Raw genomic sequence first — 22,007 nt, forward strand, 5'->3', positions numbered from 1 at the left:
CGAGGAGGGCATTATGAAAATCTCGATTACGAATATAGAAAAGAAGTATGGGAAATCTCAAGCACTCTGGCCGATTAATGTAGAACTAGACAGTAAGTTTGTAACAATTTTAGGTCAATCGGGTTGTGGTAAAACTACGTTATTAAAAATACTAGCTGGTTTAGAGAAGCCAACAAATGGTGAAATCAGATTTGACGAAACAGTTATCTATTCGTCAGATCTTCGTAAGAACATTAGACCAAATAAGCGTAATATTGCAATGGTCTTTCAAGACTTTGCACTTTGGCCACATATGACTATTTTTCAGAATATTGCTTTTGCATTAAAGGGGGTATTGCCCAAGTCAGAAATTAAGGAACGTGTAGATTATGTTATGCGAATGGTGAAAATGGAGGGTTTCGAGAGACGTAAACCTGGCGAATTATCAGGAGGTCAGCAGCAACGCGTGGCACTTGCTAGGGCTCTTGCAACTAATCCAAAACTAATTCTATTTGATGAACCTTTATCAGCATTAGATGCAGTTCTTCGAGAAAAGATGCAAGAAGAGATTATGCATATTATTCATGAGCTAGATTGTCAAGCTATCTTTGTCACACATGATCAAACAGAGGCTATGACAATGTCTGATCAAATTATCGTGATGGAGGCAGGGAGAATTGCACAGGTAGGTTCACCACAAGAAATCTATCAATCACCAGCTACACCTTATGTGGCAGACTTTATCGGAAAAGTAAATTGGGTTGATAAAGGTAGCCGTATTGTTCGCCCTGAAGGAGTATCAAGACATTCACAATTAGGGGCTATAGCAAAACAAGCAAAAATAGTGAAAAGTACTTTTATCGGAGATCGATATTTAGTTCAAGCAGAAGTAGAAGGCAATCAATGGAGCTTTTACGAAAACGCTCCGCTCGAAAAAGGAAAACAGCTTAAAGTTTTTATAGATGAAAAACAAATTTATCAATTGGAGGGATTACATTGAAGAAACGTAGTTTAAAAATGATAGCAACAGTTGGAACACTTTTGACATTAGCATTAGCTGGGTGTGGAAATAGTGACACAGCCACAAATGATGGTGAAGCAAGCGCACAATCTAAAGAAAATAAAACACTAACAGTTTATTCTGCTGGACCAGATGGTTTGGCAGCAAATGTACAACAAGCATTCGAAGAAAAAACAGGAATGAAGGTAGAGATGTTCCAAGGAACAACAGGGAAAATTTTATCTCGCTTAGAAGCAGAGAAAACAAACCCTGTTGCAGATGTTGTCGTATTAGCTTCAGTAGCTTCAATGGATGGGATGAAAGAAGCCAATCAACTTCAAAGTTATAAAGACGCTGAAAATGCAGGTAAAATCAATAGCGATTGGTCGGACGCAGAAGGCTATTATTATGGCTACAGTGCATCAGCTTTAGGAATTGCTTACAATACTAAAAATGCAAAATCAGCTCCAAGCGAATGGTCTGATTTAGCGAAAGCTGAATGGAAAGATAAAATCAATATTCCAGATCCGAGTCTGTCGGGTTCAGCTGTTGATTTCATCTATGGATATACGGAAGCAGAAAAAACTGGTTGGGACATTGTTCAATCATGGAAAACAAATGGTTTACAAGTAAATGGTGCAAATAAGGAAGCATTAGACTCAGTTATTACTGGAGATAAAGATGCAACAATTTCTGGAGTAGATTACATGGCCTATAAAGCAAAAGCAGATGGAGAGCCTGTAGAAATTGTTTACCCGAAAAGTGGAACAGTTGTCAGCCCACGAGCAGTTGGAATTATGAAAGATGCAAAAAATGTAGATGGAGCTCAAGCTTACGTTAATTTCTTACTTTCAGATGAAGGTCAAAAGCTAGTAACAGATGCTTATTTACTTCCGGGGAACAAAGAAATTCCGGTGAAGGATCGCGCAGCATTGGATGAAATTCCTCAACTAACTGTGAATTGGAAAGGCGCAGAGACAAAGCAAATCGATATTTTAACGAAATTTAACGAGATTTTCCAATAATAATTTATGAGCTGAGACATTTTTCTCAGCTCTTGTTTTCTAAGGAAGGAATGAAACCTCGATGATTATGGAAGGTAGACAAACTTTTGGAGTATTACTAGCCATTGTTGGTACGTTTGCTATCGCGCCATTATTAGCAATTCTATATTATACATTTGTTGATGGCGGGCAATTAGATTTTTCGCAGATTAGTAGAATGTTTGAAAATGATAGAATGTGGCATACGTTAGGCAACTCTTTACTATTAGGTGTTTTAGTAATTTTGGGTACTACGATTATAGCTTTACCAATGGCGTTAATTCGTACGAAAACTAGCCTGATCAAATTTGATTGGTTAGATATTGTTCTAACGATTCCCTTTATGACACCGCCATATATTGGGTCAATGGGCTGGATATTGTTTATGCAGAATAATGGTTTTTTGCAACAATTAATGCCAGGTGTATCATGGATGTCAGATTATTTCTTCTCTCTGTTTGGAATGGTAATGGTGATGAGTTTGCACCTATTTCCTTTTCTATATTTAATGCTGAGAAATACACTGCTAAGAATTAATGGATCCTTTCTTGATGCTGCATTGATATTCGGACGAAATCCGTGGAGAAACTGGGCTAAAATTGTTTTACCATTACTAGTTTCGAGTTACGTACTAGGCGTATTACTAATTTTCATAAAGACCTTGGCTGAATTCGGTACTCCTGCAACTTTTGGCAGCAGAATTGGCTTTCAGGTTTTTACTACAGAGATCCATTCCTATTTATCAAGATGGCCTGTAGACATTAGTATGGCCACATCACTTTCTTTATTTTTACTTTCTGTTTGTCTGATCATCTGGTACTTCCAAAATCTAATTGGACGAAAAAATACATATAGCGTGTTATCTGGTAAGACGCAAGCTATTCGAGAAATGAAAGATAAGTGGTATATAAAGCTAGGTGCATGGCTATATGTAGGAATTGTATTACTGTTTTCAATTGGAATCCCTTACTTTTCAATTATTGTGACATCACTACAAAAGGTAAGGGGAGATGGCCTAAGTGCAGGGAATTTCAGTTTTGCATCTTATCAGGAAGTATTTACTAGTGGTAGTGCGGGACTATCAGCATTTCTGAACAGTATCGTATTTTCATTTATCACAGCTAGTATTACTGCTGTTATAGGATTATTCATTGCACTTTATATTAAAAAAGGCGAAACAAAAAAACAGCAAGTATTGGATTTCTTTAGTCTTATGCCAAATATTATTCCCGGAATTGTGTTTGTAGTAGGTTTAATCATGTTCTGGAACTCACCTTTACTACCAGCTACGATTTACAATACGAAAGCAATGGTGGTTGTGACCTATTGTGTACTATTCTTACCATACTCGGTTCAATATACGAAATCTTCTTTATCTCAATTAGATCAATCCATTTTCCAATCAGCTGCTATTTTTGGACGGAATAGTTGGGACGTGTATCGATATATCTTTATCCCATTGTTAATGCAGGGAATTCTAGCTGGGATGATGATGACATTTATTATTTCGATGCGTGAACTTGTAGCGGGATTACTCATTTTGCCACCTTCAGTTGAGACCGGCGCAACGTTTATTTACAGCCAGTTTGAACAAGGAAACGTTGGTTTAGGAATGGCAGTTGCTGTTATTACAGTAGCTATGACTGTCATCTTCATGTTCCTGTTAGATTGGTTGCAAAAAAGAGGGGGGCATGCGGGTGCTTAAGGTTGAAATTTTAGGGGGAGTTGGCGAGTACGGGCGTAATTGTTTTTTTATAGAAAATGAGGAGCATGCCATTTTACTCGACTGTGGCATTATGAATGATGCTGAAAAAACTCCTCCTAATTTAACAAAAGATCATGTAGAAAAACTCGATGCTGTGTTTATCTCACATTCGCATATTGATCATTCAGGTGCATTGCCGATGCTAGAAACATGGGACTATAAAGGTGAAATCTTTATGAGTAAAATGACAGCTAGACAATTAAAACGATCGTTTAAAAATACAAAGATTTTTCAACCAACAACGATTGAAAAATGGTTGAGAGTTAGTGATTATCTTGAATTTCAGTGGGGCTATAGCGGCCATATAGTAGGGAGTGTTTGGTACAAGATTCGATTCTTTAAGGAGGTGATATTTTTCTCAGGGGACTATGTCATGGATTCCTATTTATTAAATGCCACTTTACCACAAGTAGATGGAACCAAGTACGATCTAGCTTTAATAGATAGTGGACATATTGAGAAACAGATTAATAATTTGGAAGTATTACAACAGATTAAGAAGTATATCGAGGAACAACCAAGTCGTCCTATTATTTTTCCCTCTTCTTTTTCAGGTAAAACAGCTGATATTGCTACGTATCTTTTTCAACATACAGAAAGAGAAGTAAACATTGATAAAGAATACTTTTCTTTTCTTGAGGATTACTATAATTCACCTGAAAATATTCGTACACCAAGATATGAAGAAATCTTGAAATCATTTAAGATGGACTGTTTTAGAGAGAGGGTAGAGAGTGAAAATGCAATCTATTTCGTTTCAGAGATTAATGAGTGGAAAATTGAAGAATTATTACACATATATCCAACTGCAATAGTAATTTTTACAGGCTACATGAAAAAAGATGGATATTTAAAGAGACTAGCCAGAAATAAAGCTCAATCGAAGCAGTTTTTTTATAAAACACATTTAGATTATCTAGATATCTTAGAGCTTTCAAAAACAATAAATGCTACTGATACTATATATTTCCATAGTCGATTAACAAATAGGAAAACTACTTTTACAAAATTAGTAGAAAAAAAGGAGGAAATAATATAATGAAAATTGTAAAGAAAATAGCACTACAGTTATTTATGGCTAGTCTTGTTCTTCTGTGTATTAGCGGGTACGGTTCCGCTCAGGTGAGTGCAGCGATTAATCCTGGAAATGAAATTAAGTATAATATCAAACCTGATATTTTTAAAGAATCTAAGATAATAAATGTCTTTTCAGCAACGAAAAAAGATGAAGTAAAAATTTACTACTTCGATACAGTAAATAAAGCATTTTTAGGAGTGGACTATAACCATCGCTTACGTGTATATAAAGATAGTAATAAGATAGATATTACTTATAAAAAAAGGTTCCTAAACACTCCACTTGATGAAGCAATTGCGATAACACAAGATCATGGTTTCACTGGGGACGAATCAAATTATAAATTTGAATTAGATATTAAGGGTGGTAATCATACTTTTGCAGTAAGCAGAAAAGAGTCATTAAAAGAAACATCAAAAGTTTCCTTCAACGCTGTTGATACTGAAGCAGCAAAGAAACTAATTTTAGATAATGCACCGAAAAAAATCCGGAATTGGGATTCTGAAAGTTGGTACAATAATACGTTAACGCAAACTGTTGTTTATGGACCAGCAAAGGCTACTACCTATAAGGGTAGTTATGCAGGATATGAAGCGGATATTGAAGTTTGGAATTATCAAGGTGATATCATGGTTGAACTATCAACAAAAGAAGATGATGCTTCAAAAGCTGCTGTCATTGAAAAATTATGGCACGATAAGTTAGAAGTTGAAGGTTATCTTAGTGAAGATCAACGTGGTAAAACTGCATTTGTAATGGAGAAGTAAATGATGAGCTTATTTAAATGAGTTTTAATTGGAGAATACAAAAAGGATATAGACTCTTTTCTTTAAAAGAGCCCCATATCCTTTTTAGTTTGCACTAAACACTTATTGAATGTGTTTATTTGATTACGTGGCAGATAGCTTAACTACATTCCCATACGATTTAAACAGAATTCTAAATCCTTCTGTATGTGTTCTTTCATTAGACGCTCTGCCTCATCACCGTTATGTTGAAGGATAGCGTTATAGATGTCATTATGCTCTTCTATTAAAAGAGGTCGTTTGTGATGGACAACTGTTTTGCGGAAAAGGTAAATGATGGACTGCATGCGGTCAATGATGTCAATCATCATTGGATTGTTCGTAGCACCTACGATAATTTGGTGAAAATCATAGTTTGCTGTCATGACTTCTTCTGTAGTTCCTGTGCGGCCAATATCTACACATGATTTAAGCTTTTCAAGTACTTCTTCAGTCATATAACTGGCACAATATCTGGCAGCAAATCCTTCCAATAATATACGTACTTGAAAAATATGACGAAGATCCATATCACTTGGATTTACAACCCGCTTATTTTGAATAAGTCCTTCTTGCTCTAGCTTACGGATCGCTTCACGCACAGGTGTACGACTAATACCTATTTCCTCAGCTAGTCTTTCTTCAGTAAGTTTCGTTCCACGGTCTAATTCGCCATTCAATATTTGATCTCGAATATATTCATATGCCTGCGTATTTGCAGGAATAGTCTCCTTTTTTACCAATAAAATCGTCTCCTGGAATCTAATTTGTACTTATATAAAGTATAAGTATAAGCTTTATAATTTGAAAGTAGTATTTTTGTATGCACTTTCATTAAAAATGTATACAAAATAAATTAAAATGTGTACAATGTTCCGTAAGGTTATGAAAACGCTTTATTAATAAAAAGCTGTTGGCTCTGTGAACTGAAAAAGTTCTTGTATTTTAGAACAGGGTTTAGACCTAAGATAAAGAAATTTTAGTTAACAATGAATCACTCAAGTGTGATTACAGCAGAAGGAGCTAATTAAAATGACTAAAAAAGTTGGATTTATAGGATTAGGTATTATGGGAAAACCCATGGCATTAAATTTAATTAAAGCTGGTTACGAACTAACGGTTTTTGATATTAATACACAAGCTGTAGAAGCACTTGTAGAAGCAGGAGCAACAGCTGGAACAGCAATAGAAATGGGAGAAGCTTGTGATGTCATTATTACAATGTTACCTGCCTCTCAACACGTAAAAGACACGGTACTAGGTGAAACTGGTATTTTGAAAACAGCTAAAAAAGGAACTGTCATTATTGATATGAGTTCTATTACACCAGGTACTACTGTTGAAATTGCAACAGCAGCAGCAAAACAAGGTGTAGGAATGCTAGATGCGCCTGTAAGTGGTGGAGAGCCAAAAGCAATCGATGGTACATTAGCGATTATGGTCGGTGGAGAAGAAAGCGTATTCGAATCTGTCAAAGATGTACTTCAAACTGTTGGTAAGGAGATTACTTTAGTCGGTAAAAGTGGTAGCGGTGTAACAGCGAAATTAGCAAACCAAATTATCGTGAATTTAAATATTGCAGCTATGTCTGAAGCACTTGTTCTTGCTGCAAAAGCAGGTATTGACGTAGAGAAAATGTATCAAGCGATTCGTGGAGGTCTTGCTGGAAGTGCAGTACTGGATGCAAAAGTACCGCTTATCCTAGATCGTAATTTTGTAGCAGGTGGGAAAATTTCAATCAACTTAAAAGATATAACAAATGTCATGGGAGCAGCTCATGATTTAGATGTGCCACTACCACTTTCAAGTCATTTGCTTGAAATCTTCCATGCGCTTAAAGCCAATGGCAAAGAAAATGATGATCATGGCGGGATTGTACAATATTACGAAAAACTGGCAAATGTAGAAGTGAAAAGGGGTTAAGTTAAAATGACTAATTTAAACGTAAAAGAAACTTTCTCTAATCTACCTGCAGTGCCCGAAGAAAAAATCGTCAATGATTTACTCACAAAAGAACTAAAGGCTTTCAATAAAAAGATTATCGTACTAGATGACGACCCAACAGGTGTTCAAACAGTACACGGTATTTCTGTCTACACTGATTGGTCAGCAGAAAGTATTGAAGCAGGTTTTGCTGAAGATAATTCAATGTTCTTTCTCTTAACTAATTCACGAGGCTTTACAGCAGCTGAAACTGAACAAGCGCATAAGGATATCGCTAGTGTTATTGAACGTACAGCACAAAAACAAAATAAAGAATTCATCATTATCAGTCGTGGAGACTCAACATTACGTGGTCATTATCCCCTTGAAACAGAAGTATTAAAAAATACAGTTGAATCTCAATCTGATATGAAATTTGATGGTGAAGTAATTATGCCTTTCTTTAAAGAAGGTGGTCGCTTTACGATTAATAATATTCATTATGTACAGTATGACAATGAACTAGTACCTGCAGGTGAAACTGAATTTGCTAAAGACCGTACTTTTGGTTACAAATCTTCACATTTAGGTGAGTGGGCAGAAGAAAAGTCAAACGGAGAGTTTAAAGCAACTGATGCTACTTACTTATCATTAGAGACTATTCGCAACCTTGATATTGATGGTTTAGTTAATCAATTGATGGCAGTCAATGGTTTTAATAAAGTCGTTGTAAATGCTGTTGATTACGTTGATGTAAAAGTAGTAGTCATTGCATTAATCCGAGCGATGAATACAGGAAAACTGTTCATGTTCCGCAGTGCTGCTGCTTTAACTAAAGTAATCGGTGGCGTGAGTGATAGAGATATTTTGACTAAAGAAGAATTAATGAAAGACCATTCTAAAAACGGTGGTTTAATTATGATTGGCTCTCATGTGAAGAAAACAACAGAGCAATTTGAAGCGCTAAAAGAATGTGATTTTATTGAATTTATCGAATTTGATGTTCACCTTGTATTACACCCAGAGCAATTTGAAGCAGAAATTGAGCGTATTATAGCGCTTAGTGGAAAGCTAATTAGTGAAGGGCAAACAGTCGCCGTCTATACGAAGCGTGAACGTCTTGATCTTGGTGAAGGCAAAAAAGAAGAAGAATTAATGTTGTCAGTGAAGATTTCAAATGCTGTGACAAGCATTGTCAAACGACTTGAAGTACGTCCGAGCTTTATTATCGCTAAAGGTGGTATTACTTCAAGTGATATTGGAACAAATGGGCTTAGCGTTAAGCGTGCACTAGTAGCTGGGCAGATTAAACCTGGGATTCCAGTTTGGCTAACAGGTAGTGAAAGTAAATTCCCTGGCATGGCTTATGTTATTTTCCCTGGGAATGTGGGAACAAAAACAACCTTAAAAGAAGTAGCAGAGTTATTACATCAGTAAAGTAAGAAAGGTTGAGTAGACATGCTAGTTAATACGAAAGATATGCTGATTGCAGCACAAAAAGGTAAATATGCTGTAGCAGCATTTAATGTATATAATCTTGAAACGGCACAGGCTGCAGTTCGCGTTGCTGAAAAAGAAAAGCATCCGGTAATAATTGCTTTAGGAGAGCGTTATTTTGATACGGTGGATGTGGAAGCTTTTGCAGCATTAGTTAGAGTACTTGCGGAGAAAGCTTCCGTTCCGGTTTCTCTTCATTTAGATCATGCTTATGAAAAGCAATCTATCATTCGAGCAATTCGATGCGGTTTTAATTCTGTTATGTTTGATGGTTCAAAGTTTGATCTTGCGGAGAATATGAGATTAACAAAAGAAATTACGGAGATTGCTCATATGGCGGGTGTCAGTGTAGAAGCAGAAATCGGTTCAGTTGCTCGTGGTGCTTTTTCAGATGAAGAAGAAGGGGATGGCACTTTAACAGATCCACAGTCTGCAAAGGCATTTGTGGAGGAAACAGGTGTTGATTTTCTAGCTGCTTCAATTGGAACCGTACATGGTATGTATACAGGAGAGCCTAATATCAAATTGGACTTGTTAGATGAAATTCGTGAACTAGTTGGCATACCACTTGTCCTTCACGGGGCATCAGGGACACCAGACGAAATTATTAAGCAGACTGTAGCAAAAGGAATTTGCAAAATCAATGTAAATACTGAAGTATCACTAGCTGCAACATCTTATTTACAAAAGTCTTTTGAACAAGAGCAAAATAAAGTGGCTCATTTATCAGTAATTATGGCAAGTATGCAAGAAGCGATGGAACCTGTGATGACAAAGTTTGTCCGTTTATTATTTGCAGATAAAGCCTAACAACCTTGATTTTAAGTAAAGAATATTTCGATGCTTTTCAGCCTTTTATATTAGAGCTTTATATGAAAAAATTAAATCGGAATGCCAAGAACTTATCAGTAAATGGCATTCCGCAACTTTTATGAGAAGAGGATTGCTATGCCAATAGTTTCTATATGTGTAGGGGTTGCCCTATTACTATTATTAATGGTGGTATTTAAGTTAAACGCTTTCATATCATTAATTATTGTTTCGCTACTAGTAGGTATTCTTGAAGGTATGTCTCCAATTGATGCTATGACATCGATTGAGAATGGTTTAGGTTCGACTCTAGGTCACCTTGCAATGGTCATTATTTTTGGGGGAATTCTTGGTAAACTAATGACGGATTCTGGTGGTGCTCAACGTATAGCGATGACACTCATCAAAGTTTTTGGGGAAAAGCGAGTTCAATTAGCAGCTGTACTTACGGCATCAATTGTAGGGATTGCTCTTTTCTTTGAAACAGGCGTTGTTGTATTAATTCCTTTAGTCTTTACAATCGCTGCAGCAGCAGGGGTACCTGTACTTTATATCGGTATGCCAGTTATTGCTGCTCTTATCACGATGCACGGCTTTGTTCCACCACACCCAGGACCAACAGCAATTGCTGACGTGTTTGGTGCGAATATAGGTAAGATGTTGATTTATGGTATCATTATTGCCATTCCTGCAATTATTTTAGCAGGGCCGGTGTTTACGAAGTTGTTTAAGAAAGAAAGTTTAGAAACGACGATTCCTAAAGAACTATTTAATCCAAAGCATTTTGAAGAGCATGAAATGCCAGGGTTTGGCACTAGTATTTTTACAGCTATTATCCCTGTTATTCTAATTGCAACAAAGGCTTTTGTTGAGATCTTCATGCCTGGTTCACCTATTATGCCAGCTACTAATTTCATAGGTAATCCGAGTGTTGCCCTTTTAATCTCAGTTATTATTGCCATCTTTACCTTTGGGATTAGTCGTGGTAAAAAGATGCCAGAGATTATGAATTCTGTTTCAGAATCTGTTAGTGGTATTGCGATGATTCTATTAATTATCGGTGCTGGTGGTGCATTCAAACAAGTACTGATTGATAGTCATATTGATCAATATATTTCAGATATTATGGCGGGTTCAACGCTTTCACCATTATTACTTACTTGGTTAATTGCAGCTCTTTTAAGAGTTGCGGTTGGTTCTGCAACAGTGGCAGGTATGACTGCAGCTGGTATTGCTGCACCACTTGTATCAGCTGCAGGTATAAGTCCAGAGTTAATGGCTTTAGCTGCTGGTGCAGGGAGTATTACTTTCTCTCACGTTAATGATGCAGGTTTCTGGATATATAAAGAGTACTTCAACCTTTCAATCGGTCAAACCATTAAGACATGGTCTGTAATGGTAACCATTATTTCTTTAGTAGGACTAGCTGGTGTACTTCTTATTAACATGTTTATATAATAAAAGGTTTTAAAAATATTGATATTCTATTAATGTAAAAATATTTAAAAGAGGCACTAACTAAGTTAATTTAGTTAGTGCCTTTTTTACGCAGGTTTCAAATAAGGTGTTGTAAATTATTCACTTCACTCGACTCTTCACTTGCTTCAATTGTGCCACGATGATGATGCTAATGATGACCAATAAAAACCATGAGCTAATTTTGCCGATTGAAACGAGGGACCAAGTGTGTTCTTGATTTGGGTATTGCCATGCGCCGAAGAACGTTACGATATTTTCAGCAATCCAGATAAAGAAACCGATTAAGAAAAATGATAAAATCATTGGCATTTTAAAGCTTTTTTTGTTCAATTTATATGTTACTGTTGTACGAAAAAAGATGACTAATAACAATGCTTTTAAGACCCAACGTAAATCATATATATAATGATGCGTAAAAAAGTTCATATAAATAAGAATGCTGATACTATAAGCAAAAAATGGCTTTGGCCAGTTGTAAATATGTAAATCTAAACGCCTCCAACTTTGACAAATATAACTCGCTACACTGGCATACATAAAGCCACTATAAAGAGGTACACCAAAAATTTTACTGTACGCCTCCTCTGGATATGACCAAGACCCCATATGTACTTTAAATAATTCAAGCCCTAGTCCAATGACGTGAAACAAGCAGATGACTTTGAATTCATCCCATGTCTCTAATTTTGAAATAAGCATAAAAACTTGTGCAGCTAGACAAATGATTAAAATAAAATCATAGCGTGGTAAATAGGGAATTCTCAACAGATTAGATAAGGCAAGTGTAGCGAAGATAATGACTGGGAAAATGCATGATATTGCTTGTAAGTATGTAAATTTTAATAATCTCTCCATAAAATCACCCTAAAATTGGACGAAATTACATAAGATTAGGTTCGTATTGATGCTTTTACAAGAAGGGGGTGCATTCCAGTACAGTTGAATGCACCCTTTGATTATTTATGCATATGATTTAAAGAATGAGTGTATCGTTACAAGGAGGTCATTATGCATTGGGTTACCATTCTACTTATGGGGGTTGCAGCTAATTTAGACAACTTAGGCATTGGTCTAGCTTATGGGGTTAAACAAACAAAAATCCCTATGATTTCGAACATTACTATTGCGTTTGTGGCGATGGTCATAACGTATATAGCGGTAATCGCGGGTTCTGAGGTGACCAGGTATATTTCGCCCCATAGCGCTAGCCTTATAGGCAGCTTTTTGTTGTGTGGAATTGGGCTATGGACACTATTATCCACAAAATTCAAAAATCAGGAGTCTTTGAAAAATCCTGAAACAATGGATAGAGATATGAATCGAATTATTTCTGTTAGAGAATCGGTGCCGCTCGGTTTGGCCCTATCTGCAAACTGCCTTGCAGGTGGGATAGGGATTGGTGCAAATGGTATTTCAGCTATATGGACAGTTATATCAATTGGTTTATTTTCACTAATTACGATTGGAGTAGGCAACCATTTTGGTTCTTTATTGACCAATTCATTTATCAGCAAATATTCCACTGTGCTTTCTGGATTATTACTTATCTGCATTGGGATATTTGAGATGTTCATTTAACCACAAGAAAGCCCTAAATCTAATTGGATTTAGGGTGATTTTTTTATGATTTTATTTGAATGCTAAATGTAGAAGATAAATACATTTTAGATATAAGGATTAAATCCCAACTAAATAAAGTAATAGAATTAAAGATAAAATAGTTCCAGTGACTATATAATGCCGCCAATTATTCTTGCCATAAAGAGCTAAACCATTAATTATTCTCGATACAATAGTTAGGGATAAAGTAAAAACTAACCAGATGAAGGGTAATACGCTAAATAAGGTTTGAATGCCTATTGCTAATAAGAAGAGGTGACTTATTGCGAAAAAAGTCAGTGCAATCTTTTTAGAACTGCCTAATGTTATGCCCTGTTTTAAATTTCTAATAGTCAGGGTAACCAAACCAGTGATGCATACCATAGAATATAATATTATTATTAAACTACTAACCAATTTCATCCATCCTTTCATATTTAATAAAGGATAGAATATGGGGTTAACCCCACGTCAACTAATTACTGTTTTAGGAGCTGAGGCATTGAAAATTAGTGAATTTATAAAAAAAGTGAATACAACAAAGGATACAATTCGTCACTACGAGGAATTGGATTTAGTGAAACCGAAATGGACGAATGGAATAAGGGATTATTCAATAAAAGATATTAGTGATTTTCATGCAATTAAGGAAATGCAGTTAATTGGATTTACTTTAAAGGACGTACAGGAAATATTCAATATAAAGCGAACTGATGGATGCGGGTCAGAAAAGTTAATTCAAGGATTATTAAAAAGCCTTGATCAAGAACTAGAATTTGTACTAAAAGAAGAACAAGAACTTCAATATAAAAAAAATAAAATTAGAACAATGATGTTGGAGTTAAATCAGTTAATGTAATATCTGTAGAGCCTTTTGTAGTGTAGGAGAAGAGGTTTTCAAAATAAAAATGATTTTAAAGTAGCAGATTCATCTATCAATCATATTCTAATCTCACTATGAGGAGGTGGCAAAATGGAGTTTGGAGTATATACCTTTGCAGATTTAGGAATCGACCCTCAAACAGGAAAGTTAGGGAAAGCAAAGGACCGTTTGCAAGAGGTATTACAAGCGGCGAAACTTGCGGATGAAGTTGGGCTTCAAGTATTTGGAGTAGGTGAGCATCATCGACTGGATTATGCAATTTCTTCAGTGCCAGTAGTATTAAGTGCAATTTCTCAGCAGACAAAAAATATCCAGTTAACAAGTGCAACAACAGTTCTCAGTACTGTAGATCCAGTTCGGTTATATGAAGATTTTGCAACGTTAGATTTATTATCGAATGGTCGTGCAGAAATTATGGCAGGACGTGGTGCCTTAGTAGATTCATTTCGATTGTTTGGTTACAATCTTGAGCAATATAACGAATTATTTGAAGAGCACCTTGAATTGTTTTTGAAGTTAAATAACGAAGCAACTATTACTTGGAAAGGAAATTACCGTCCTGAGTTATCCAATGCAGAGATTTCACCACGAGCGACAAATCCCATTCCTGTCTGGGTTGGTGTAGGAGGCACACCAACAAGTGCGAAGAGAGCGGGACGTTATGGAGTAGGAATGGCAATTGTTATTCTTGGGGATGATCCAAAATGCTTTGTACCTTTAGTTGAGGATTACCGAACAGCATTTAAAGCAGCGGGACATCCAAAAGAACAGTGTCAATTAGCTGTAACGGGTCATGGATATTTTACTGAAGATGGAAAGCGAGCGAGAGAGACATTTTATACTTACTTTAATAATTATTGGACATATGTTAACAAGCAGCGTGATATGTTTTTTCACTTAGATCGTGAAGATTATGATCAAATGACATCTCCTGAGGGATCATTGTTTATCGGAGAACCAGATGAAATTATTGAGAAAATTCTTAAACAGCATGAATTACTAGGTCATTCTCGCTTTTTAGCACAGCTAGACATCGGTGCGCTTCCTTACAAAGAAGTAGCTAAGTCAATTGAATTACTAGCGACTAAAATAATGCCAGGGGTTAATAAATATATATAAATCTCAAAAGGGCTGTCCCATCGTCATGTGGTGACAGTCTTTTTGGTTTTAGTTCAATAGTGAATGCCGAATTTATTAGAAGTATAGATGAATACATTATTTAAAATAGTTTTCATTTGATAAGGGAAGAAACACTATGAAGTAGAAGCATTAAATTGAGAGGACATGCTATAATAACTAACAATGAGTCGGCGATTTAAAAGCTGATACGAAGGGTATGTTAGCTGTGAATCCTATCTTAAGGCTATTAGGAATAATATTATTTTTATTTATTATTTTGAAATTTGGCATGTCAATTATGAAATTATTCGTTACACTTCTATTTTATAAGTATTTTATTATCGTCTTAATCATTGCAGGGATTGCATTTTTTATCTATAAAACATCGCCATTTAAACAGAAAAATAAAAAATAAGACAAAAAAGGAAACACCTCTGATTGGAGAGGTATTTCCTTTTTCTTTTTACTATTTAAAATAATTAATCAAACCATTTGTAATGCCATTTGCGGCAGAATTACGGAATGTAGCTGTTTTTAAAGTTTGTACTTCTTGCAGATTCGTGATGAAACCTAATTCAACAAGTACACCGATTTGTGGATTTTCTCTTAGTACATATAAATTTTGATATTTGTGTCCACGATTAACCATGTTCGGTAGAGAGTTGCTCATTCCCTGTTTGATATACGAAGCAAGGGTACTGTCTTTCCCTTTTGTATATAGAACGGTGAAACCACGAGCTGAAGCTGTAGCAGAGTCATGATGAAGGCTTATAAAAGCATCAGGCTTCATCATATTTGAAAAAGAAACGCGGTCATATAATGTTGGGAAAATGTCCGTAGTTCGTGTCATTTTCACTATAGCACCCGCAGCTTGCAATTTTGAACGTAAAGCTAATGCGACTTGAAGATTTAAATCTTTCTCTAATACACCGTTAGCAACAGCGCCTGAATCTGATCCTCCATGACCTGCATCAACGACAATAACCTTACCACTTAAAGAACCATCGGATGTATTAGTACCATCGTTTGATACCGGCTTAGTAGGTTTTGATTTTGTAATTTTACCGTAGCTACCAGAAACCCAACCTGTTTTGCCTGTAGCATATGTAATTTTAATCCAGTTATTGCTCGATTTATCCAAAATTTTAAATGAGCTACCGTATTTTACAGTATCCAACTTTGTTGAAGTTGCTGAAGCACTTTTACGTACATTTAAAGAATCAGCTGTAATAGTAAAGTATTTTCCAATGTCAGTTGAGGGTACTACTGTCCCTGTATTTGAATTCCCATTAGATGAAGAAGTTGTTGGCTTTGTTTTTGTGATTTTACCATAGCTAGTACTTGCAGAAACCCAACCTGTTTTGCCTGTAGCATATGTAATTTTAACCCAATTATTGCTAGACTGAGCAAGAATTTTATATGAGCTATTTTTTTTAATTACTGCTAATTTTGTGGAACTAGCTGAAGAACTTTTTCGAACATTTAAAGAATCTACTTTTACGGTAAAATATTTACCAACATTAGCAGTTGAAGTTGCTGCTGGTTTTACTGTTGAACCATTTGAACTGCTAGTAGATGTGCTTTTTTTAGTCGTAATAGAGACATACGATTTACTAACCCATCCTGTATACTTGCTCGTTTTGATTTTTACCCAGCTGTTTTTTTCAGCAAGGACTGTTCCTGATGTTCCTTTAGATAACTTACCAAGACTTTTGTACGAAGTACCAGCTCCGCTACGAATGTTTAAATTGCTTACTGTAGCGACGGCCTTTTTCGTAGTACTTGACGTTGCTGTCGTTGAAACTTTCACAACATATTTTGAAGAAATCCAACCTGTTGTACTGCTAGATTTCACTTTTGTCCAAGTACCCTTTGTAGAAATTTTAGTTACCTTGCTGCCCATTTTTAAAACTTTAACAACTTTGTAGTTTGTACTTGGACCTGATCGCATATTGAGTGATTCAGCATTCACTTTCATAGTGACGGTTGATGCAGCGTTTGCTTGTCTTACACCGACAAAGGAAGGAATGATTAATATGCTACATAGGAGAAGTAAAAACATGAATTTGAATCTATTATTTTTCATTCTATACCTCCTCATTCGCTATATTAATGCTTATTTAGTAAAAAAGGCGTATTTTAAATAAAACGTGAGAATTTTATATTATTTGTTACTCAAATGTAATGCTTTTTTAATAAAATTAATATATATATAACTATTAAAATGCGTTTTAATGTGATATATAAAAATGAATCTATATAACCAAGTAAATATATATAGGTGACTAAAGTATTGTTTCGGCGATAGTATTTTTGGTAAGTAAATAGAATCACTTGATATATATGTTTTTTATGGAAATGTCTATTTTTCTGAAATGATATAGAAGTTTTGAGATGCTTTCTGAGCGTTTAAAAGCACCCCGGAAAATAAACGAAATTAGGTTTTTTTGTGGTAGTGAGAGGCATTAATGTATCGTATCTGGGCTTATAAAATCAAAATACAATAAATGAAAAAAAGAGAGGTTTGTTAAATAAGAGCCAATATTGAGGTTGTACTTTAACGCGAAAAGGAAATATATTAATAATAATAGGGTAGTAGCTAAAGTACAGTGACTCTATGGAATTGCTAGTGAAATATGGAAGGTTTAATAAGTTTTTAGACTATATATAATAGTGGGTTCATATTTAACATGCAGATTACATACGTTACTTTTTAACATACTACATTACAGATGGATTCACACTATATTATTATTGGTAAGTTATTCCTGGTTTTGACGATATACGTCCGGGATTAAGAAAACTATAAAAAAATTCACTAAAACAAGCTCTAAAACTTTAAAAAGCTGCCTTTTAGATATACTTTAATGTAAATCGGGAAGGTAGTTTTTTATTGGATTTAATTTGAAAATAAATAGGAGAAAGTACTTTTTGAAATTAAGTAGTTATATTTATGAATAAAAAGGGAGTTTGCTATAAAATGCTAGGAGTAGTATAGAAGTAACATGATTAAATAATAAATAATTTAAGATTTTTTGAAGAAAAAACGATATTTTAAAAACTATTCTTTTGATTAATTCGTCAAATATAAATAGAAGACAGTAGTGCGTATTTAGGGGGTAGTGTAATGCCAAAGCCAATGAAAGATAATCGCAGATATATAAGTGGTTTGGACGGACTAAGGGCATTGTCAGTGTTGGCGGTCGTATTGTATCATCTACATTTTAAATCAGTAGACGGTGGATATTTAGGTGTAGCCATTTTCTTTGTTTTGTCAGGTTATTTAATAACAGATTTACTAGTAAATGAATGGGATAAGACTGGGAGGATTGATCTAAAAGGATTCTGGATTCGGCGATTTAGAAGGTTAATCCCAGCATTATTTATCATGTTAATCCTAGTTGGTACGTGGATTACACTTTTCCAGAGAACGTTTTTAGTAGGGCTGCGTTCAGAAATAGTAGCGGCAGCATTATATGTTAGCAACTGGTTTTACATAGCACAAGATCATTCGTATTTTACATCGTTTGCTCCGCCATCACCGTTGCAACATATGTGGTCACTTGCAGTAGAGGAACAATTTTACATATTATGGCCAATTATTATGATGATAGGTTTGAAGTTTGTTAAGAATAGAGGAACTCTTGCAATAGGTATTTTCCTAGGTGCACTTGTATCCGCTATTTTAATGTTTGTAATGTATGAACCAGGTGTAGATCCTAGTCGCGTTTACTATGGTACAGATACTCGAGCATTTTCAGTATTAATAGGAGCATCGTTGGCATTTGTATGGCCTAGTAGAAAGGTTGCTAAAAACGTCACGGATGATGCTAGAAAACTTCTTAACATTGTAGGAATCATTAGCTTTTCTTTATTAATATTGATGATGATGACGATGGATGAGACAGGTTCGTTTTTATATATGGGCGGTATGCTTTTAGCTTCAATTGTGACTGCTATTTTAATTGCAGTTATAGTGCATCCAGCAAGTTTCGTAGGAAATCTATTTAGTTTTAAACCTCTTATTTGGATAGGGGTACGCTCTTACGGAATTTATATTTGGCATTTCCCGATTGTTGTTTTAATGGGAGCAGGGGTTGGATATGAGGATGTTAGCTTTATCAAAGTGTTGATCATTATTGGATTAACACTACTATTTGCCGGTTTATCTTGGCGATATGTGGAGGATCCAATTCGCAGAGGTCAATGGCGGATATGGCTAAATAATTTTCAATCGAAAGAATGGACATGGTCTTGGTCTCAATGGGAATTACCTTATCGTATTGGTTCAGCAATAGGTGGCTGTGTACTAATTATTTTCATTATGGGGATGATTTTCACGCCAGCTAAGCAGTCTGCAAGTGAACAATTGGAAGAGCATTTAATAGCAGAGCAAAAAAAACTTGAAAAAGTACAGCAAGAACAGAATATAGAAGCAAAGAAAGCTAATGAAGAGAAAATGAATCAAGAGGAAGAAGAGCGACGCGAAGAAGCGAAGGCGAAAGCTGAAGCAGCAAAAGAACAAGTAGAAGCTTTAGAAAAAGAAAAGGCTAGAAAGGCACTGGAAATACCAAGCGAGGTATCAGTTAGTGCGATTGGTGATTCGGTTATGTTAAGTGCTGCTACTGAGTTACAGAAGAAAATACCACAAATTATTGTTGATGCACAAATAGGTCGTCAAGTATACGATGCTTCGAAAGTTGTGACGGACTTAAAAAGCCAAGGTAAACTTGGACAAGTTGTTGTGGTAGGTCTTGGCTCTAATGGTGATTTTAGTACAACACAATTAGATACATTATTAAAAGCCATTGGCAAGGAACGCACAATTTACTTGATAAATACAAGGTTACCAAGGGATTGGCAAGACGGGGTAAATGAAAAATTAAGCGAAGCTGCAGAAAAAAATAGCAATGTAACATTAGTAGATTGGTATAGTGAAACAAACAATGATAAAGATTTCTTCTATCCTGACATGATTCATCCAAATGAAGAGGGTGGGAAATTTTATGCCTCGCTTGTACGCAAAGCTATAGCGCAATCTGTGAACTCTAAGCGATAATTATCAAATTGATAAAACTGTATATCTTAATTATTAGAAAGCCTCCAACAGTTGAAGTTCTAACTGTTGGAGGCTTTTTTGCAAAAATAGATATGGATATTCAATACTAGTACGTTGAGTTATCAACTACGCATGTTTTTGAATCGAACCATTATTTGTTGAGTGGAGTTTTACTTTTTGCTTTATCTTCTTTATTAATCAATGTATGGGCATGCTCAATAACAGCTTCCTTAGGATCGAGAATTGCAGTCAATCCATTTTTTCTATTCAGTTCATCACATTTATTAATCCAAAAATCAGCATTTTCAATGCCAACTTTTCTAGGGTCAAAAATCGGATCCAATCCAGCTTTTTTCTGATTATCATAATCTTTCAATACTTTTAAGGCAGGCTTTGAAAGTAATAAAATAGCGGCTAAGTTAAGCCAAGCCATGCTGCCGATACCTAAATCACCTAATGCCCAAATGAAGGAAACGGATTCTACACTTCCAATATAGACCATACCTAATAATCCTATTTTCAACACAAAATTTAGCCAACGGAATTTTGTGTGTTTGTCTAAATATACTAATGTTGTTTCTGCGATATAGTAATAGGCCATTAAAGTTGTGAAAGCAAAGAAGAATATTGCAATTGAGATGAATATACCTCCAAATCCTGGTAATACGGCCTCTACAGCGGATTGTGTATAAATAGGACCTGCATCGATTCCTTTCATATTATCAACAATTGGTGCCTTACCTTCAGGTGTCACGCTATACATACCTGAAATTAATATCATAAAAGCTGTTGCTGTACAGACGACAATTGTATCAATATAGACAGAAAATGCTTGTACAAGACCTTGCTTAGCAGGATGTGATACTTCAGCTGCCGCAGAACTATAAGTTGCCTCGCCAACACCTGCTACGTTTGAGAATACCGCTCGACGGACCCCCCATGAGATGGCAGCTCCTACAATACCACCAAATGCTTCATGTGCACCAAATGCACTTGAAATTATAAGAGAGAACATAGCTGGAATTTCTGAAAAGTTAGCAAGTAATACAATAAGTGTCACTGCTACGTAGCCGATAGCCATAAAAGGAACTGCTTTATCGGCAACTGTTGCAATACGTTTAACACCACCGAAGATGATAAACCCTAAAAGCACTACAATAATAAGACCAGAAACACTTTTGTTAATACCGAAAACGTTTTCAAAACCTGATGCAATACTGTTGGATTGAACGCCCGGCAGTAAGATACCATAAGATATAGTCACAACAATAGCGACTAATATAGCAAACCATTTTATCTTTAATCCTTTTTCAATAAAGTAAGGTGTCCCCCCACGATATTGAGTACCTATTTTACTTTTATAAACTTGAGCAAGTGTTGATTCAATAAAAGCACTGGCACCCCCGAGTAAAGCCATAACCCACATCCAGAATACTGCACCTGGGCCTCCAAATGCGATTGCTGTAGCTACTCCTGCGATATTTCCAATACCAACTCTTCCTGATAAAGCTAGACAGAAGGCTTGGAAAGAAGATATTCCATGGTCAGAATTTTTACCTTCAAATAGTAGCATGATCATTTCTTTGAAGTATCTAAACTGTACAAACTTTGTCATAACCGTAAAAAATAAACCTGCTCCTAAAGCAAAAACAACTAGTCCTGTACTCCATACCTGATCTACTAACCAAGTTACGATAGTCTCCATCTTGACTCCCCCTCATGATTGCAAATAGAATTTATAACAATAATTAATTGATAAACCTTCAATGATTGCATAATTCAGTGGCGTATATGATCGAAGCATCATGCTGTATAACCCTAAATAGTTATTTTGTGAACTTGATATTTCTTAGTAATAAAATAGATAAAGGAATAAAGTACTTATTCAAAATGGCCTCCTTTGTAAAAGTAAGTTCAGTTGACATAGGATACTGGTGATTGAGATTTACTAATGTAGTAAATTCACGCCCCTTTCTAAATCTAAAATG

17 protein-coding genes are annotated in these 22,007 nt (G+C 35.5%); 13 read left to right on the top strand and 4 right to left on the bottom strand.

The window, feature by feature from the left end:
* Positions 1–13 precede the first annotated feature (13 nt).
* The 5 genes from BK137_RS19650 (at position 14) to BK137_RS19670 (ending at position 5,632) form a co-directional block, all read left to right on the top strand.
* Entirely contained in the window at positions 14–979 is a 966-nt protein-coding gene (locus BK137_RS19650; RefSeq protein WP_038179444.1) for an ABC transporter ATP-binding protein, read from the top strand.
* A complete protein-coding gene (locus BK137_RS19655; protein ID WP_038179443.1) occupies positions 976–2,004 on the top strand; it encodes an ABC transporter substrate-binding protein in 1,029 nt (342 codons plus the stop codon). Before BK137_RS19650 ends, BK137_RS19655 begins: the two co-directional genes overlap by 4 nt.
* A 61-nt stretch (positions 2,005–2,065) precedes the next feature.
* Positions 2,066–3,727 (top strand): ABC transporter permease, encoded by a 1,662-nt coding sequence (locus BK137_RS19660; RefSeq protein WP_038179442.1) that lies wholly within the window; start codon positions 2,066–2,068, stop codon positions 3,725–3,727.
* The gene (locus BK137_RS19665) at positions 3,720–4,826 is read left to right on the top strand and encodes an MBL fold metallo-hydrolase (protein ID WP_038179441.1); all 1,107 of its coding nucleotides are present in this window, start codon (positions 3,720–3,722) and stop codon (positions 4,824–4,826) included. The genes BK137_RS19660 and BK137_RS19665 overlap by 8 nt, the downstream gene beginning before the upstream one ends.
* Positions 4,826–5,632 (top strand): hypothetical protein, encoded by an 807-nt coding sequence (locus BK137_RS19670; protein ID WP_038179440.1) that lies wholly within the window; start codon positions 4,826–4,828, stop codon positions 5,630–5,632. Before BK137_RS19665 ends, BK137_RS19670 begins: the two co-directional genes overlap by 1 nt.
* A gap of 143 nt (positions 5,633–5,775) precedes the next feature.
* Here BK137_RS19670 and BK137_RS19675 read toward each other — a convergent pair whose 3' ends face one another.
* A complete protein-coding gene (locus BK137_RS19675) occupies positions 5,776–6,393 on the bottom strand; it encodes a GntR family transcriptional regulator (RefSeq protein WP_038179439.1) in 618 nt (205 codons plus the stop codon).
* A gap of 289 nt (positions 6,394–6,682) precedes the next feature.
* Here BK137_RS19675 and garR point away from each other — a divergent pair, with 289 nt between their 5' ends.
* From garR to BK137_RS19695, 4 genes are all read left to right on the top strand, one after another.
* The gene (garR, locus tag BK137_RS19680; protein WP_038179438.1) at positions 6,683–7,573 is read left to right on the top strand and encodes a 2-hydroxy-3-oxopropionate reductase; all 891 of its coding nucleotides are present in this window, start codon (positions 6,683–6,685) and stop codon (positions 7,571–7,573) included.
* A gap of 6 nt (positions 7,574–7,579) precedes the next feature.
* On the top strand, positions 7,580–9,010 hold the full coding sequence (locus tag BK137_RS19685) for a four-carbon acid sugar kinase family protein (RefSeq protein WP_038179436.1): 1,431 nt from the start codon (positions 7,580–7,582) through the stop codon (positions 9,008–9,010).
* 21 nt (positions 9,011–9,031) lie between these two features.
* Entirely contained in the window at positions 9,032–9,880 is an 849-nt protein-coding gene (locus tag BK137_RS19690) for a class II fructose-bisphosphate aldolase (protein WP_038179434.1), read from the top strand.
* Positions 9,881–10,018: 138 nt separating this feature from the next.
* Positions 10,019–11,338, top strand: coding sequence for a gluconate:H+ symporter (locus tag BK137_RS19695; RefSeq protein WP_038179433.1), 1,320 nt, complete (start codon positions 10,019–10,021; stop codon positions 11,336–11,338).
* 120 nt (positions 11,339–11,458) lie between these two features.
* Here BK137_RS19695 and BK137_RS19700 read toward each other — a convergent pair whose 3' ends face one another.
* Positions 11,459–12,214, bottom strand: coding sequence for a DUF817 domain-containing protein (locus tag BK137_RS19700; RefSeq protein ID WP_038179432.1), 756 nt, complete (start codon positions 12,212–12,214; stop codon positions 11,459–11,461).
* A 153-nt stretch (positions 12,215–12,367) separates the two neighbouring features.
* Between BK137_RS19700 and BK137_RS19705 the strand changes: the two genes are divergently transcribed.
* From BK137_RS19705 to BK137_RS19715, 3 genes are all read left to right on the top strand, one after another.
* Positions 12,368–12,937, top strand: coding sequence for a manganese efflux pump (locus BK137_RS19705; RefSeq protein ID WP_038179430.1), 570 nt, complete (start codon positions 12,368–12,370; stop codon positions 12,935–12,937).
* Positions 12,938–13,412: 475 nt separating this feature from the next.
* On the top strand, positions 13,413–13,817 hold the full coding sequence (locus BK137_RS19710) for a MerR family transcriptional regulator (protein WP_051448552.1): 405 nt from the start codon (positions 13,413–13,415) through the stop codon (positions 13,815–13,817).
* A 114-nt stretch (positions 13,818–13,931) separates the two neighbouring features.
* Positions 13,932–14,960: an LLM class flavin-dependent oxidoreductase gene (locus tag BK137_RS19715; protein WP_038179428.1), complete on the top strand. Its 1,029-nt coding sequence runs from the start codon at positions 13,932–13,934 to the stop codon at positions 14,958–14,960.
* Positions 14,961–15,426: 466 nt separating this feature from the next.
* On the opposite strand, the gene BK137_RS19720 is transcribed toward BK137_RS19715, so the two are convergent.
* Positions 15,427–17,046: an N-acetylmuramoyl-L-alanine amidase family protein gene (locus tag BK137_RS19720; protein WP_051448551.1), complete on the bottom strand. Its 1,620-nt coding sequence runs from the start codon at positions 17,044–17,046 to the stop codon at positions 15,427–15,429.
* Between the two features lie 1,041 nt (positions 17,047–18,087).
* Here BK137_RS19720 and BK137_RS19725 point away from each other — a divergent pair.
* Positions 18,088–20,019 (top strand): acyltransferase family protein, encoded by a 1,932-nt coding sequence (locus tag BK137_RS19725; protein ID WP_038179426.1) that lies wholly within the window; start codon positions 18,088–18,090, stop codon positions 20,017–20,019.
* A 151-nt stretch (positions 20,020–20,170) separates the two neighbouring features.
* Here the strand turns inward: BK137_RS19725 and BK137_RS19730 are convergent, their stop codons facing one another.
* The gene (locus tag BK137_RS19730; RefSeq protein ID WP_051448550.1) at positions 20,171–21,724 is read right to left on the bottom strand and encodes an alanine/glycine:cation symporter family protein; all 1,554 of its coding nucleotides are present in this window, start codon (positions 21,722–21,724) and stop codon (positions 20,171–20,173) included.
* Between the last annotated feature and the right edge of the window lie 283 nt (positions 21,725–22,007).

The organism is Viridibacillus arenosi (genome assembly GCF_001955655.1).
Lineage (GTDB): Bacteria > Bacillota > Bacilli > Bacillales_A > Planococcaceae > Viridibacillus > Viridibacillus arenosi.

Bases quoted from the DNA above. Each gene is read 5' to 3' on its own strand.
- BK137_RS19650 (WP_038179444.1), top strand. From the start codon at position 14: ATGAAAATCTCGATTACGAATATAGAAAAGAAGTATGGGAAATCTCAA.
- BK137_RS19660 (WP_038179442.1), top strand. From the start codon at position 2,066: ATGATTATGGAAGGTAGACAAACTTTTGGAGTATTACTAGCCATTGTT.
- BK137_RS19670 (WP_038179440.1), top strand. From the start codon at position 4,826: ATGAAAATTGTAAAGAAAATAGCACTACAGTTATTTATGGCTAGTCTT.
- garR (WP_038179438.1), top strand. From the start codon at position 6,683: ATGACTAAAAAAGTTGGATTTATAGGATTAGGTATTATGGGAAAACCC.
- BK137_RS19685 (WP_038179436.1), top strand. From the start codon at position 7,580: ATGACTAATTTAAACGTAAAAGAAACTTTCTCTAATCTACCTGCAGTG.
- BK137_RS19690 (WP_038179434.1), top strand. From the start codon at position 9,032: ATGCTAGTTAATACGAAAGATATGCTGATTGCAGCACAAAAAGGTAAA.
- BK137_RS19695 (WP_038179433.1), top strand. From the start codon at position 10,019: ATGCCAATAGTTTCTATATGTGTAGGGGTTGCCCTATTACTATTATTA.
- BK137_RS19700 (WP_038179432.1), bottom strand. From the start codon at position 12,214: ATGGAGAGATTATTAAAATTTACATACTTACAAGCAATATCATGCATT.
- BK137_RS19705 (WP_038179430.1), top strand. From the start codon at position 12,368: ATGCATTGGGTTACCATTCTACTTATGGGGGTTGCAGCTAATTTAGAC.
- BK137_RS19710 (WP_051448552.1), top strand. From the start codon at position 13,413: ATGGGGTTAACCCCACGTCAACTAATTACTGTTTTAGGAGCTGAGGCA.
- BK137_RS19715 (WP_038179428.1), top strand. From the start codon at position 13,932: ATGGAGTTTGGAGTATATACCTTTGCAGATTTAGGAATCGACCCTCAA.
- BK137_RS19720 (WP_051448551.1), bottom strand. From the start codon at position 17,046: ATGAAAAATAATAGATTCAAATTCATGTTTTTACTTCTCCTATGTAGC.
- BK137_RS19725 (WP_038179426.1), top strand. From the start codon at position 18,088: ATGCCAAAGCCAATGAAAGATAATCGCAGATATATAAGTGGTTTGGAC.
- BK137_RS19730 (WP_051448550.1), bottom strand. From the start codon at position 21,724: ATGGAGACTATCGTAACTTGGTTAGTAGATCAGGTATGGAGTACAGGA.